This is a genomic window from Williamsia sp. R60 (assembly GCF_054063855.1).
This window is the reverse complement of the sequence record NZ_JBSSGR010000001.1, coordinates 1482946-1497279: the sequence shown is the minus strand read 5'-3', so window position 1 is coordinate 1497279 and position 14334 is coordinate 1482946. Positions and strand designations below refer to the sequence as shown.

Annotated in this window: 14 protein-coding genes and 1 pseudogene; 6 read left to right on the top strand and 9 right to left on the bottom strand. The window is 63.8% G+C overall.

The window, feature by feature from the left end; all coding sequences use genetic code 11:
* A pseudogene (locus ACVWY6_RS06745) lies at positions 1-487 on the bottom strand (MMPL family transporter); the annotation flags it as partial.
* 164 nt (positions 488-651) lie between these two features.
* Between ACVWY6_RS06745 and ACVWY6_RS06740 the strand changes: the two are divergent.
* Together ACVWY6_RS06740 and ACVWY6_RS06735 are read left to right on the top strand one after the other, a co-directional pair.
* Positions 652-918, top strand: a complete 267-nt coding sequence (locus ACVWY6_RS06740) for a metal-sensitive transcriptional regulator (protein WP_023959022.1) — start codon at positions 652-654, stop codon at positions 916-918.
* A gap of 428 nt (positions 919-1346) precedes the next feature.
* Entirely contained in the window at positions 1347-2294 is a 948-nt protein-coding gene (locus tag ACVWY6_RS06735) for a quinone oxidoreductase family protein (RefSeq protein WP_457536814.1), read from the top strand.
* Positions 2295-2302: 8 nt separating this feature from the next.
* Here ACVWY6_RS06735 and ACVWY6_RS06730 read toward each other — a convergent pair whose 3' ends face one another.
* The 3 genes from ACVWY6_RS06730 to ACVWY6_RS06720 all read right to left on the bottom strand — a co-directional run bounded on the left by ACVWY6_RS06730 (position 2303) and on the right by ACVWY6_RS06720 (position 5621).
* A complete protein-coding gene (locus ACVWY6_RS06730; RefSeq protein WP_457536812.1) occupies positions 2303-3679 on the bottom strand; it encodes a glycosyltransferase in 1377 nt (458 codons plus the stop codon).
* Positions 3676-4617, bottom strand: a complete 942-nt coding sequence (locus ACVWY6_RS06725) for a hypothetical protein (RefSeq protein ID WP_457536810.1) — start codon at positions 4615-4617, stop codon at positions 3676-3678. Before ACVWY6_RS06725 ends, ACVWY6_RS06730 begins: the two co-directional genes overlap by 4 nt.
* A gap of 65 nt (positions 4618-4682) precedes the next feature.
* The gene (locus tag ACVWY6_RS06720) at positions 4683-5621 is read right to left on the bottom strand and encodes a WcbI family polysaccharide biosynthesis putative acetyltransferase (protein ID WP_457536808.1); all 939 of its coding nucleotides are present in this window, start codon (positions 5619-5621) and stop codon (positions 4683-4685) included.
* A gap of 131 nt (positions 5622-5752) precedes the next feature.
* Between ACVWY6_RS06720 and ACVWY6_RS06715 the strand changes: the two genes are divergently transcribed.
* Complete coding sequence (locus ACVWY6_RS06715) at positions 5753-6844, top strand: glycosyltransferase (RefSeq protein ID WP_457536806.1); 1092 nt, start codon at positions 5753-5755, stop codon at positions 6842-6844.
* 81 nt (positions 6845-6925) lie between these two features.
* Entirely contained in the window at positions 6926-7786 is an 861-nt protein-coding gene (locus ACVWY6_RS06710) for an LLM class F420-dependent oxidoreductase (protein WP_457536805.1), read from the top strand.
* Between the two features lie 73 nt (positions 7787-7859).
* Here the strand turns inward: ACVWY6_RS06710 and ACVWY6_RS06705 are convergent, their stop codons facing one another.
* The 3 genes from ACVWY6_RS06705 to ACVWY6_RS06695 all read right to left on the bottom strand — a co-directional run bounded on the left by ACVWY6_RS06705 (position 7860) and on the right by ACVWY6_RS06695 (position 10741).
* Entirely contained in the window at positions 7860-8090 is a 231-nt protein-coding gene (locus ACVWY6_RS06705; RefSeq protein WP_062799416.1) for a hypothetical protein, read from the bottom strand.
* A 127-nt stretch (positions 8091-8217) separates the two neighbouring features.
* On the bottom strand, positions 8218-8868 hold the full coding sequence (locus tag ACVWY6_RS06700; protein WP_457536803.1) for an HAD family hydrolase: 651 nt from the start codon (positions 8866-8868) through the stop codon (positions 8218-8220).
* 37 nt (positions 8869-8905) lie between these two features.
* Positions 8906-10741, bottom strand: coding sequence for an AMP-dependent synthetase/ligase (locus ACVWY6_RS06695; protein ID WP_457536801.1), 1836 nt, complete (start codon positions 10739-10741; stop codon positions 8906-8908).
* Positions 10742-10982: 241 nt separating this feature from the next.
* On the opposite strand from ACVWY6_RS06695, the gene ACVWY6_RS06690 reads away from it, so the two are divergent.
* A complete protein-coding gene (locus ACVWY6_RS06690; RefSeq protein ID WP_457536800.1) occupies positions 10983-11690 on the top strand; it encodes a YoaK family protein in 708 nt (235 codons plus the stop codon).
* 184 nt (positions 11691-11874) lie between these two features.
* Positions 11875-12672 (top strand): crotonase/enoyl-CoA hydratase family protein, encoded by a 798-nt coding sequence (locus tag ACVWY6_RS06685; RefSeq protein ID WP_457536931.1) that lies wholly within the window; start codon positions 11875-11877, stop codon positions 12670-12672.
* Positions 12673-12680: 8 nt separating this feature from the next.
* Here the strand turns inward: ACVWY6_RS06685 and ACVWY6_RS06680 are convergent, their stop codons facing one another.
* Positions 12681-13166, bottom strand: a complete 486-nt coding sequence (locus ACVWY6_RS06680; protein ID WP_457536798.1) for a hypothetical protein — start codon at positions 13164-13166, stop codon at positions 12681-12683.
* A gap of 30 nt (positions 13167-13196) precedes the next feature.
* On the bottom strand, positions 13197-14078 hold the full coding sequence (locus ACVWY6_RS06675; RefSeq protein ID WP_457536797.1) for an acyl-CoA thioesterase: 882 nt from the start codon (positions 14076-14078) through the stop codon (positions 13197-13199).
* Positions 14079-14334: the final 256 nt, after the last annotated feature.

The window sequence follows — 14334 nt, the reverse complement described above, 5'->3', positions numbered from 1 at the left end:
CCTTGACCTCGTCGACAGCCCGAACCATGTCGTCGGTGTTAGCGTTTGCGCCAGCGATCAGGATGCCGGTGTGCTGATCCGGGCTGATCGTCATCTCCGGTTGTGGGGGCACCACCGCCGCGAATCGGGAGTCACCAGCAAACACCGCGGTGGCATTGGCGATTGTTTCTTGCATCACCGGGTTGTCGACGGTGTCGCGGTCCGAGTGGATGACGACCTGCACCGCAGCCGACGAGTTCCCGCCGAAATGCTGCTGCGCCAGCTCGCGCACCTGCACCGACTCTGACCCGTTGGCCTGCCAGCCGGCACCGGCCAAGGAGGAAAACACTGACGGCGCGGCCGCTCCCAAACCAACTAGGACCAGCAACCAGACGCCGAAGACCCAGCGCGATCGACCGGCCATCGCCGCACCCCACCGGCCCAGCACCCCAGGCGCTGACCTCGGTGGCGAACTGGACGGCTGATCGGTGGTCGAGATGTCGGACATGGCAACAAACCTTCTCTCCAGATATCGACTGGATACCCCCTGGGGTATTCACGCTAGCCCGAAGGTACCCCCGGGGGTATCAACGGGTCAACCACGATTACATCGCGTGCCTATACCCCCTGGGGTACCGTGGTACGTGTTAGACAAACAGAGAGGCATGACTCGTGACCGGTGACGAAGAATCAATGGCGGCTGTACTGAACCGACTCCGCCGGGCGCAGGGACAACTCTCCGGGGTGATAGCGATGATCGAAGCAGGCCGCGACTGCAAAGACGTCGTCACCCAACTCGCCGCAGTGTCCCGCGCTCTCGACCGTGCCGGCTTCAAAATCGTTGCGTCAGGAATGCGCCAATGCATCAACGGCGCCGACGGCGACCAGGCGCCCTTAACCGAAGCCGAACTGGAGAAGCTTTTCCTCGCCCTAGCCTGACGGCCGGCCGACGTCCACAACAAGCAGCGGCGCCGTGGACCGGGCACGGCAATCATCGACTCGCCACAAATAATAATGCGCCAGAACCGAAACCCTCCTGAGGTTGTGGCCCTGCCGGCGGGCCCAATCCCAAATTGCGTTCCTTCACACCGTGTTGGTGGACCTGGCCCGATGGGGCGTCCCATTGCCGGCCCCCGGCACTGTCAATCGGCGATGACGCAGCCTTGCAACGGTTCCCACAGCCGACCGGCCTGGCGTACACCCACGACGTCGATGTATCAACTCTCGGTCCACGCGCCCATACCGCCGGCCCACGCCCCGGTGCCCGCATCAATGCAACCTTCGAGGACAACACGGCGGCGCGAACTCTTTCGGTGAGCCAACGGTTGTCGCTTGCGGACCTGGATCATGGATCTACGATTGCGGTCATGGCAAAGGCAGTAGTCGCGAGTGCGTATGGCGGTCCGGAAGTCCTCCAGGTCAAAGATCTCGACCTTGGTAACCCAGGGCCGGGAGAAGTACTGATCGACGTCAAAGCGGCAGGCGTCAACCCCGTCGACCTCAAGCTCTACAGCGGCGGCTTCGGTACCGACCCGAGCAAGCTTCCTTTGCATTTGGGCATGGAGGTGTCGGGTGTGATCGCCGCCGTCGGACCCGATTCCGCGGGCATCTCAGGTCCACTGTCCGTCGGCGACGAGGTGATCGCCTTCCGGGTCAAAGGTGGCTATGCAGAGCAGGTGCTGACGTCGGCCTCCAATGTGGTGACCAAGCCCGTCGCGATCTCGTTCGAACAAGCGGCGGGTCTGATGCTCGTCGGTGCGACAGCAGTTCATCTGCTCGAGACCGTTCACCCTGTGGCGGGCGAGACCTTGTTGATCCACGGCGGTGCAGGTGGGGTTGGGCTCAGCGCCGGGCAACTGGCAGTGCTGCGTGGGTCCAGGGTGATCGCCACCGCGAGCCACCGCAGGCACGGTGTTCTGACCGAATTGGGTGCTGTGCCTGTCGTTTACGGTTCGGGCCTGGCTGACCGCGTCCGTTCCCTCGCACCGGAGGGCGTCGACGCCGCCATCGACACCGTGGGCACAGACGAAGCAATAGCGGTATCCCTCGAGTTGGTCTCGGATCAAAGCCGGATCGCGACCATCGCGGGCTTCGGCAAGACTGAAGGGACCGGGATCAGACTCCTCGGCAACGGGCCAGGGGCTGACCCCGGTACCGCCATTCGTGACGCCGCCCGCGCCGACCTCGCGCGGTTGGCCGGCGACGGCAGCCTGCGGGTCGAGATCGACCGGACCTACCCGCTCGACCACGCAGCGGACGCCCACCGATACCTGCAAGACGGTCACGCCGCAGGCAAGGTGATCTTGCTACCCTGACCGCTGCGCTACCAACTCAACAACGGGTCTTCTTCGGCGACAACGATTCCGACACTTCCGGACTCGACGCGTCGGACTCCGAACAACATCTCGATCAGCTCCTCGGTGGTCACTCCTGCTTCTTCCGACCATCGTCGTGACCTCTGCAGCGCACGCGACGACCACGTCGTCACCGACGCCGAGGACCCCGAACCGAATTCGACATCCACCTGTCCGGCCGCACCCGGCGCCACCCCGGCAGTGAGGCAAGCGATGCTGTCGGCGGAGAAGACGACGCGGCCGGTCACCTCGACGACGAACCGGCACCGCGACAGCACCTTCGGGTTCGGCTCGCCGAGACGGACACGGGAGTCATGAATACCCAGTTCGCGCAACAGAGCGCCGGCGTCGAGTCCGGTCAACCACACCGCAGCGTCGACGCCCCTGAGCACGCTGGACACCGTGTGCAACAACGACGGCGCAGTATGTCCATCAGTCGAGACCAAGACGGCCACGTCCGGAATCAGGTACTGCAGACCGGTGGCTCTGGCTGCAGGATCGGTGAGCAACCGCGCCAGGGCCAGTGCTTCGGCGTTCTTCTCCGCCGCTCGGTCCGTCACCGGGCGCTCCGCCCAGTCGGGTCCGTCGTGCCAGGCGAGCGCTGCCGGTTCATGCGCAAATACGGCACCCATCATGAAGGCCCGGTTCGCCAGTTCCCAGTCCTCTCCCCCGTACTGCACAAACGACTCGTCAAAACCTCCGATGGTTTCGAACAGTTCACGGCTGCATGTCATCACAGCACTGAGCATGTACTTGTACCCGTCCCAGCCGGGCGTCAGCAGGTTCCGGGTCCGTTCGTACCCGTCCACCAACCATTGCGGTTCGTGGGCGTGCCCTTGTCCGGTGTGCGCGTTGTCCGTCAACCACTCGCTTACCGATCCCGCATCCACCCGCGACAGGTCCGCGTGCTTACGCCTTCCGACGACGACGGTGTCCGGGGCCGCCGCGGGCAATCGGACGGCGCGGCGGATGTAGTCGGGGGCGGGCACCGTATCAGCATCAAGGAAGCACAAGATCGATCCCTTGGATGTCGACGCGCCGAGATTGCGAGCCGCCGCGGCACGAAACCCTTTGTCCTCCTGGCTGACCACTGTCACCGACAGCGTCGAGGCCCACTCGCCGACATCGGGTGCCTGCGCGGACCCATCGTCGGCGATCACCACCTCTAACCGATCTAGTGGATATGTTTGTGCCGTCAACGCTTTCAGCACGAGGTTCAGCTGACGTTGCTGGTTGTAGTAAGGGATGACAACACTCACCAACGGCGTATCCGACGAATACTCGACGAGGTCCCACCGGTTGTCGGGCAGGATCATCCGTCCGTCGTCGAGAGGAATGGCGCTCACGCACTCCACCGCCGCAGTAGCCGCTCGTACGTCGTTGCCACGTCCGCCGGCGTCGGGGATGGCACCGTCGAGGCATCGATCCAGGTGGCGTCCGGATCTGCCAAGCCATCCTCGATCGCAATGCGCAGCGAATCATTGTCATTGGGGTGGACGGTGACCACGCCGGGAGACCGTGTTGTCAGCTCCTCGGTGTAGGCGGTGTGCGGTACCAACGGCCGTCGGCCCGCTGAGATCCAGGCGTTGATGGAACCCGACGCAGACATGTGCCGGTGGTAGGCCACCGGCACGGTGATCTCGGCAGACCGTCGTCGCAGTTCGGCATCGGACAAGAACCCGGTGACCTCACAACGCCGCCCCATGTCTGCGGCAACCTTGCCCAATTCGTCGGCGAGGTTCTCGTGGCCGGCGGACGGACCCCCGAGGGCAACGAAGGCGACCGATGGATCGAGTCCCGCCATCGCCTGCAACGTTTCCATATGACCTTTACCCGGGTAAAGAAATCCCAAGACGCCTACCGTCAGTTCCCTTGTTCCAGAGCGCTTTTCGGCACGGACATCGTCGATCATGAGCGGTACCACCTCGACCATCATCGCAGCATCGATGAACTCTGCAAACAGGTCCGCTTCGTGGCGGCTCGACACGATCACGCCCGATGCAACTCGCGCGACAGCCCGATAGAACTCGACACGAGCAGGCATGGCCGCGCCGTCGGAAGGCTGCGGAAGGTCGTGCAGGGTGACCGACACGGGCCGCCGCAAGCTCTCGATGATTGACAAAACACCGCTTCGTGCTTCGGACGGCGTCCGTCCGAACAGGCGATCGGTGACGTGAAGATGGACAAGCGCGCAGTCCTCGAGGATTTCTCGAAACTCGGCCACTGGACCGTGCACGTGGTGGAGCCGATGGTCGGCGCCTACTGCCACCGCTGCCTCGAACACCGAGTGCGCATAGCGAACAACCCCATGCGTCTGAGGTCCAACGGCGAGGTGCCCGATCGCTCCTCTCATGACAAGCCCAGAATCGAGATGAGTTCACGGTAGCGGTCGAGAGCTGCGTCGATGTATGCAGGATTATCGATGTACCAACGAATTTGTCGTTCGTGGACGTCTTCTTCGCTCAGCGATTCTCCATCCACACGCCACGAAAGCTGCGCGGCGGCATCGAGGCCCAGAGCGTCGATCACCCGCTGTTCCAGCGGCGCTCGAGTATTGCCCAGCAGCTCTCGCGCGGGTGCCTCGGGCACAGATGCTCCGAGCTCACCCAAGATACGGCCGGCAAGGGCGAGAAGCACCTTGTTGCCCGGGTGATTGATGGTGTGTGCGGCGTCCGCTCCGAGTCCGAGCAGCACATCGGAGACGGTGACGTCGCAATGTCGGCTCTCACGGGCCGCCAACTGCTCGACACTCCATCGGGCTGCTTCGCTAATGTTCTCGCGTGCGACATGTACATCCCAGTCGTCGAACGACTTTCGTCCGTCCCGTGCCGCAAAAATGGTTCTCAGGTCGTGATACGGAACGCCGGGCGGAACCGCAGCGGGGCTCGCAGGATGCCGAACGATGACCTGGAACGGGAACAGCCCACCGTAGCGGATCACCGGCCATGCGATGCGCTTCGCCGACGGCGCCATGTCGGCAAGGTCCGGACTGCCGATCGGCAGCCCGCGATATCCGCCGCGCACCGGCTGCGAAACGATGACCGCAGCCTCGCGGATGAGCGATTCGACCTGCGGGATGTCGGAGGCCTCGAGTTCGTGCACCGGCGGCACCCGGATCGTGCGGTACGCAAGATCAGGTGATCCCGACAGAACGACCCTCATCGCTTCGGCCTGACAGTTGCCCCACACGACCAGAATTTGCCGATCGTCGATTGTCTCGTTGTCGGCGACACCATAGAACTCGCCGTAGTGCCGGGTACGTCCGTCCACCTCATCCCTTCTGCTCACCGCCGCTTGACCCCGCATTTTGGACGGGCGCCGCGATAGTACTTTGATGTCAGGACGCATCTCCTCTCGAACAGCCGGGCCGGGGTGGCCACACCCCGGGTATCCGAAATGCCCATGGAGGAATCATCGACTTGATCACCATTGCCTCGGTCCCCACGGGACACCGGTACGTCACCCATCTCGACGCCGGCGATTCCCGGGTGACCCGGCTCTCCGATCCGGTGCCCGAAGGCGCCGACAGCAACGATCCGTGGTGGCCACCGCGGTGGCTCGAACCCGCCTGGTTACGCGGTCACATCAACGACTTCGATCTGATGCACCTTCACTTCGGATTCGACGCGATCCCCGTCGATCTTCTCCGAGAGATCATCGATGTGCTGCACCATCACGACAAACCTCTGGTGTTCACCGCCCACGACCTGCACAACCCCCACTTCTCGGACAACACGCAGCACTTGGAACAGCTGGGAGTGCTGGTGCCCGGAGCCGACGAAGTCATCACACTCACCACCGGGGCAGCCAGCGAAATCTCTCGGCGCTGGGGGGTCGACGCCACTGTCATTCCCCATCCGCACGTGGCCCCTCTCCCCTTGATCGGCCGGCCTCGTGAGGACAGGCCCGAGTTCGTCATCGGCATCCACGCGAAGAGCCTTCGGGCCAACCTCGACCCGCTTGCGATACTGGACACTGTCGTGACAACCGCGGCCGATCTACCGAACGCCCGAGTGCGGGTGGATCTCGACGCCCATGTCCTCGATCCTGGTGTCGACCAACGAACGGCCGACCTCGCCGCGATCATCACCGACTACGCAACCGAGCACAATGTGGACCTCAGGATTCACGACCGGTTCGACGACAACGAACTCTGGCAGTACCTGATCGAAATCGATGTCAGTGTGCTCCCCTACCGATTCGGAACACATTCGGGATGGCTGGAAGCGTGCTACGACCTGGGGACCGCGGTGATCGCTCCGGACTGCGGCTACTTCGCCGATCAAAAGCCATGTCGAACATACGGTTTCGGATTGAACAGATTCGATCCCAACAGCCTGACCGAGGCCTTGAGGGCCACACACGCCGAACGCGACAGCACACCGGCAGCCAGCAGAGCCTCGAGAGAAACTGAGCGGCAGCGCATTTCGGCGATGCATGACGCCGTGTACTCGCGAGCGCTCGAACAATACTCCACCGTGACCGGTCGCGCCGATCAAGCGATCGACTAGCATCGTGGACAGCAGATCTCGAATCACATCACGCGCTCATGAGCGCCGACGGCGCCCTGGTGCGTCACCGAGGAGATGACCATGCAACTTGCAGGTGTAGGCGTTTGGAGTTCGCAGTTGCGCTATGGCGATGCAGCCGAATCCGCAGAAGCTGCCGCCGAACTGGAGGACCTGGGATACACCGCACTGTGGATCCCTGACGTCGGAGGTCCGCTGTTCGACGCCGTGGAGAACCTCCTCGGAGCCACGAGCAAAGCCGTCGTCGCAACGGGCATCCTCAACCTGTGGATGCACGAACCGGTGGACGTCGCCGCGAAATACCAGTCCCTGGTCTCTGCGCACGGAGAGCGCTTGTTGCTCGGAATCGGCGTGAGTCACGCTCCACTCATCGACGCGGGCGACCCGGGCCGATACAAGAAGCCGTTGGCTGCAACCAAGGCGTACCTCGAGGCTCTGGACGCGACCGAACAGCCAGTCCCCGTCGACGCCCGCGTCCTCGCCGCGCTGGGACCAAAGATGTTGCACTTGTCCGCAACTCGCGCGAACGGATCACACCCGTACCTGGTCACACCCGACTTCACCGCCCGGGCGCGCGAATCCCTGGGCACCGGCCCTCTACTGCTCCCCGAGCAGACCGCCATCCTGACCACGGACGCCGACCACGCCCGCTCGATCGGAACCGAGTGGCTGCGTAATTACCTCGGGCTGCCGAACTACGCGAACAACCTGCTGCGCTCGGGTTTCACCGAAGACGATCTGACATCGGTCAGCGACCGGTTGTTCGACGCCATCATCGCGTGGGGCGACGAAGCCGCCATCGCCGGCCGGGTGCAGGAGCACCTCGCCGCCGGTGCCGACCACGTCTGTGTGCAGGTACTCGACACCGACCCCAAGGTGTACCCAAGGGAGCAGTGGCGTCGTCTGGCTCCGGCCTTGTTGTGACGCCGTGAGCAAAACCCGTCCGATCGTCGACGCGACGCCGAATCGTGAATGATCGGGCGGGTTTTCCGGATTGTCAGTCCGGTGGTTCGCCGGTAGCCGACCCCTGCGCGGTGCTGGTGTCACCACTGGGATCCGACCCGCTCGAATCCGAATCGGCACTGTCCCCGGGGTCGCTGTCGTTGATGGACGGCCCGGCTTTGCCCGAGTCAGCATGTTCTTGACTGATCTTCTCTTCCAGATCATCGACCGTCTTGCTCGGCTCATCGGTGCTGCCAGGCTGCTCGTTCGGGTGTGAATCGCTCATCGCTGCCTCCCGTATCAATGGATTCGTCTGTTCGGATGGAAAAGTCTGACCTCAGACGGGTACCCAATCGCGCGCCTCAACTACATCACAGTGGCTGCCGGCGGGATCGAGACGCCCGTGCGCGCGTTCAAGCGAGTGCCGCGACGCGATCCTCGAGCCCGTCGAGATCGTCGAGCACAACAGCTGCCCCTGCGATGGCTTCCGGGGCCGGCGGGTATTCCGGCCGGGGTGCAGCGATGAGCACCAGTCCGGCGGCGGTCGCGGACCGCATACCGTTGGACGAATCCTCCACCGCAACACACTCTGCGGGCTCGAACCCCAACGCCCGTGCCGCCGAGAGGTAGACGTCGGGCGCGGGTTTACCCCTGCTGAGCTCCTCGGTCGACACGGTCACCGCAAAAAGGTCGGTCCATCCCGCCGACCGCAGGACAGCATCGATGAGTTGCCGGGGCGATGAGCTGGCCAGCCCCAATGGCCACCGCCCGGCACACCGTCGCACTGCGTCATCGGCGCCCGGTAACACCGGGAGATGGTCCTCATACCGCTCGACCATCTTGTCGATCACGATCTGCGCGACCTCATTCGGCGGCTTGCCCACACCGAGGTCCTCACTCAGGTACTTCGCCCACTCCGGAGTGCTCATGCCCATCAGTGCGGTCTGTGCCTCGTCAAGCCACCGACCGCCGTGTTCGGCCACCACATCCCGGCGCACCTGTTCCCAGATGGGCTCGGAATCGATGAGCACACCGTCCATGTCGAAGATCACTGCTGCAGTCACTGCACCATCATCGCCTGCGCGATGAGACCGCGCGCGGTCACCCGAGGTCGATGACTCCGGCACCCGGCGGGTTCGAGAAGAGATCGACGATCGTGTCGGCATACTTGCCGGCAATCGGCTTGCGCCGCAATTTCATCGTCGGAGTCAGTTCGTCGCCGCCCGGATCCCAGGCCGATGGCACGATCGCGAACCGTTTGACCTGCTCCACCCGCGACAACTTCGAGTTGCCTGCCTTCACTGCCAGCGTGACCTCTTCGATGATCTCGGGGTTCTCGGCAAGATCCGCGATCTGCGCCTCGGGGATACCCAGAGCTTTTGCACGCGACGTCGCGACGTCGGGATCAAGGACCACCAAGGCGCTGATGTACGGCTTGTTGTCGCCGATCGCGACCACCTGGCTGATCAGCGACGAGGACGCCTTCACCGCGTTCTCGATTGTGCTCGGCGCCATGTTCTTGCCGGACTCATTGATGATGAGTTCCTTCTTGCGGTCGACGATTGTCAGGTTTCCCTCGTCGTCGATCTTGCCCACATCGCCGGTGGCGAACCACCCGTCGGCATCAATCGCCTCTGCCGTCTTCTCCGGCTTGTTGCGGTAACCGCGCATGACCATCGGAGCTCGCACCAGCACTTCGCCGTCGTCGGCCAGTTTGATCTCCACACCGTCCACGGGTTTGCCGACCGTGCCGACCTTCAGATTGTCCGTGGTCGTCTTCGTCGCAGCTCCGGTCGTCTCGGACAGACCCCACACCTCTATGACGGGAATGCCGATCCCGACGAAGAACTCGATGACCTCGGCCGGAATGGACGCCGCACCCGAGATGGCCACCTTCAGTTCGTCGAGTCCAAGCGCCGCACGGACTTTCGACAGCACGAGGGTGTCTGCCACGCGGTGCTGTGCAGCGAGGGTCTTGCCCCTCGGAGTGCCCGCCAAGTCGGCCTTGGCTGCGCGCCGGCCCACGTCGAGCGCCCATCCCGCAAGCTTCTTCTTCAGCGGGCTCGTCTCTTCGGCAAGCTTGCCTTCGATGCCGGCCTTCACCTTCTGCCACACACGGGGAACCCCGAAGAAGACGGTCGGCCGTACATCGGGCAGCGCTGAAGCGAATTCTCGCGGATCGGCCACCGAGGTGATCTGGATTCCGCGCATCTGGCTGGCACCGTGAGATGACACCCGATCGGCAATGTGTGCGGCCGGCAGGTAGGAGATGATCCGGTCGTCGAATCCGAACTGCAGTTCGTCGGCCACCGATTCCGCGGCGGAGATCACGTTGCTGTGCGTGATCTCCACGCCCTTCGGAGGTCCCGTGGTTCCCGAGGTGTAGATCAACGTGACCAGGTCATCGGATTCCACTGCGCGCCAGGAAGCTTCGAAATCGAACTCTTCGTCGCCCCGGGCTTCCACGTCTTTGAGTTCGATGGCACCTTCGGCCGGGCCGTCGACGGTGATGATGTGCTCGAGCGCCACGCCGGACTGTTTGATGGCGGGCATGAACACCTGCTCGGTGATCACGATCTTGTTGGCGGCATCGGTGAACAGGTACTCGAGCTGCTCGGGTGCGCTGGTGTTGTACACCGAGAACGGGATCGCTCCCAGGTGAACGATGGCGGTGTCGACGAGGTGGAATTCGGGGCGATTGGTCAACATCAGGCCGACGGTGTCGCCACGTGTGACACCGAGACGCACGAGGCCTCGTGCGATTGCCTCGACACGCTGAGCGTACTCACGCCAGGTGATCTCCTGGATCCCGCCCGGAGTGCGCAACGCGACACGATCGGGGTGCATCTTGGCGGTCTGCTGAAACGCTTCGGCCGTGGTGTGCACGGCGACTCCCGAAGCGTGGTGAAAGACGACGTCGGTGGTGTTCTCGCTCATCAGTTCTCCCGGCGGTTGGTCGCGACGCATCATGAACACGGCTGTGATCAGAATCTAGCGCTGCCGCGCCGCTCCCGAAGGCGATTCGCCGATGACCCGACAAATCGGACAGCCGACACCCACCTGCAATATGGCGACCACGACGCAACACCCCAGACAGACTGCCCGCGCCGCTTGGCACCCGGAGGGCGCACCTCGGCCGTAACATCACCTCGGACAGGAGATTCCGGGCGGGAGAACCATGCCGACGACCACGACGACAACGCTGCGATTCGCTTTGCTAGTTACTTGCGCCAGTGGCTTCCTGGACTCGTACACATTCCTTGTTCGCGGCGGCGTGTTCGCCAATGTGCAGACGGGGAACGTCATCTTCTTCTTCATCAACCTGTCCGAACAGCACTACGCCGACGCGGTGGCGCGGATTTGGCCGATCGTCGCGTTTTTGCTGGGTGTCACCCTGTCGACCCACATCAAGACCGGACGCCTCGACTCGGTGGTGACCCATCCAATCCGATGGACGATGGGCGTCCAAGCCCTGTCGTTGGCCGCCATCGGATTCGTTCCCGAGACAGTCCCCCACATGTACGTCACGGTGCCGATCTCTTTCATGGCCGCGATGCAGATCGAGCTGTTCCGCTCGATCGGCGATCTCAACTACATGGTGGTCGCGACCACCGGGAACTTGATGCACACCGTCGAGTCCGCGTACGGCGTCCTCACCACCGGATCCGAGACGTCCAAGCGCGCGCTTGCCGTCTACTCCAAAGTCATCGGCTCGTTCTTCCTGGGCGCTGCGGTCGGCGCGTTCGCGACGGAGTGGCTGGGTGTGCACGCCGCCTGGCTGCCCGCCGGCTTTCTTGCCGTCACCCTCGCCTTTTTCATTCTCGACGAGCGCGATACGAGTTCGGGACCCGACGACGACGCAGGTCACGGCGCCGCGACAGTGTGAGTCCGCCCACCACCGACAGCCCCGGAGGGGTTGATGCCGGTCAATCGGGTCAGGGTCTCGGGCGTACCCTCGAAGCGAATACGCACCGAAGGAGATCCGAATGTCCTCGACCGATGCCACCTCGCGACCCGCATCTCTCGCAATTGCCGCGGACCCTGAGACACGCCCCGCGGCTGACGATTCGGTGACCTACCGGGTGGAGAAGACGCCATTCGGTCCCATCGCGCATGTGCAGCTCAACCGGCCCGACAAGCACAACGGACTCACCTTGCCGTTGCTCGCCGGACTCACCAGAGCAGCCCGGCAGGCGGCCAAGGACCGCACCCTGCGCGCCGTCATCATCAGCGGCGCGGGCAAATCTTTCAGTGCCGGACTTGATTTCGCCAGCCTCCAGGGCAAAGAGAAGAGCATCTACCGGAACTTCATCCCAAACCTTCTGAAGGGCTCCAACGGTTTTCAGGACCCCGCATGGGAGTGGCGACGGGTTCCCGTCCCCGTCATCGCGGTGGTGCATGGCCATTGCTACGGCGGCGGGCTGCAGATTGCGATGGGAGCCGACTTCCGGTTCGCCACGCCTGACGCCGACTTCTCCGTCTTGGAGGCCAAGTGGGGATTGATCCCCGACATGTCGGCATCGGCCGCGTTGGCCCAGCTCACCACCATCGACATCGCCAAGCGACTGACCATGACCGGCGAGATGTTCTCTGCCGACCATGCCAAGGAGATCGGGCTCGTCACCGGCGTCGCCGAGGATCCGATGGCCGAGGCAATGGCCTTGATCGAGAAGATCGCGTCCCGCTCCCCCGATTCGGTGGCGTCCACGAAGACGCTGCTCGAGAAGACCTGGTCGCGCTCTCCCCGGTTCTCGTTCCCGGTGGAGCAGGTGCTGCAACTGCGGCTGCTGCGCGGCAAGAACCACTCCATTGCCCGTAAAGCGGGCATGAAGCGCACAACCCCGGAGTTCGTGGACCGCGAACTCTGAGCCTTCGCTCAGAACTCGAACGTGATGCCGCGTTCGAGCACGCCTTCGCTCGCCTCGTGCCGGACGGTTGTCCCGATCTCGACGACGTAGCGGCCGCGGCCCTCCGGTACCCCGGTGACCGCGAATCCGAGGCGGCATCGGTTGTCGAAGAGTTCAGGTGCGCCGAGTGTGCCCTCTTCCAGAATGGTGAGCTCCTCGTCGAGGATGCGGACTCGAGCACCGACCTTGAGGTCTTCGAATTCGCCTGTGCCACCGCAGATGTCAGCGGATGACACGGCATATTGGCCGCCGGTGAGGACAACTTCGCCTTCGGCGGTGAAGTCGCGGCCTTGCACACCCCAGGCCATGGCACCGAGCGCGATGACGGCGAGCACAACACCGACGACGGCACTGACGATGATGATCGGTGTGCGAGTGCGCCGTTGCCAGGTGCGGGGCGGCAGATCAGGTCCGGGCGCCAGCCAGTACTGCGGCGTCTGCTGCGCGGGATACATGATTCAAGTCTGCCTCATCGGCGCGTCGGGTCAGCCGCGTGGCGGGAAGTACTTGATGAGCGCTTCTTGGACCACGGTCGTCGCCAGCAATCCCTCGCGGGTGAAGAACCGTCCCGAAGCCAGCCCTCGCGAGCCGGCCGCGACCGGCGATTCACTTGCGTAGAGCAACCAGTCATCAAACCGGAACTCGCGGTGGAACCACATCGAATGATTGACGGTGGCGGCGAACAACCGGTCGATCCCCCAGGACAACCCGTGCGTTGTCAGGATCGAATCGAGCACTGTGGTGTCCGAGGCGTAGCAGAGCGCAGCGATGTGCAGGAGCGGGTCGTCGGGCATCTGGCCGTCGGTACGCATCCACACCCGGTTGTGTTCCAGGGTGTCGCCCGACTCGCGCACTTTCCACGTGGGGTCGTTGGCGAAGCGAATGTCGATGGGATGCAACGCATTCACGAACATGGCGATGCGCTCTTCGAACCCCTTGAAGTGCTCACCGAGGGTGGGCAGGTCCTCGGGGTACGGCACCTCGGGGATCTGAACCGAATGCTCCAGGCCGGCCTTGTTGTCCTGGAAGGCGACCAGCATGGACAGGACTTCTTCGCCGCCCTGCAGTGCGGTGACCAAGCGATTGGCGAACGGCTTCCCGTCTCGCAGACGGGTGACGTGGTATTCCAGCGGTTTGGTCACGTCCCCGCCACGGATGAAATGCGCGTGCAGCGCATGCACGGGCGTGGGCCGCGGAACACTGCGCCCGGCAGCCACCACACCTTGCCCGAGTAGCTGACCGCCGAACGTGCGCGGCCCCACCTGAGCGGGGTGGACGCCGATGAAGACGTCGGTCTCGCGTTCCTCCAGATCGAAGAGCGCCAGCAGTTTGTTCAGGTCGGACGTCGAGCCGGGGGCATCAGTCACAGGACGAATGCTAGCTGAGCTGTGTCTGATGGCTCGCTCCGCTCGCGGGGCGACCGGCCTCAAGTCGCGCGCTGTGCTGGTTTGGCTCGCTCCGCTCGCGGGCTGGTGGCCCGGGTCACGCGCTCTTCCTTCGTCGACTCAGTCGCTGCGCTCCCTCGCTCCTCTGTCCAGAGCACGCGGGGCCACCCGCGACAATCACTCGCTTCGCTCGCTCACTCATTAGTTGCGAGGGGGCACAGCGACCGATTCGACCCGG

What these genes read in the sequence shown, in the direction of transcription:
- ACVWY6_RS06735 (WP_457536814.1), top strand. Translation starts at nt 1,347, where the DNA reads ATGGCAAAGGCAGTAGTCGCGAGTGCGTATGGCGGTCCGGAAGTCCTC.
- ACVWY6_RS06695 (WP_457536801.1), bottom strand. Translation starts at nt 10,741, where the DNA reads ATGAGCGAGAACACCACCGACGTCGTCTTTCACCACGCTTCGGGAGTC.
- ACVWY6_RS06690 (WP_457536800.1), top strand. Translation starts at nt 10,983, where the DNA reads ATGCCGACGACCACGACGACAACGCTGCGATTCGCTTTGCTAGTTACT.
- ACVWY6_RS06680 (WP_457536798.1), bottom strand. Translation starts at nt 13,166, where the DNA reads ATGTATCCCGCGCAGCAGACGCCGCAGTACTGGCTGGCGCCCGGACCT.
- ACVWY6_RS06710 (WP_457536805.1), top strand. Translation starts at nt 6,926, where the DNA reads ATGCAACTTGCAGGTGTAGGCGTTTGGAGTTCGCAGTTGCGCTATGGC.
- ACVWY6_RS06705 (WP_062799416.1), bottom strand. Translation starts at nt 8,090, where the DNA reads ATGAGCGATTCACACCCGAACGAGCAGCCTGGCAGCACCGATGAGCCG.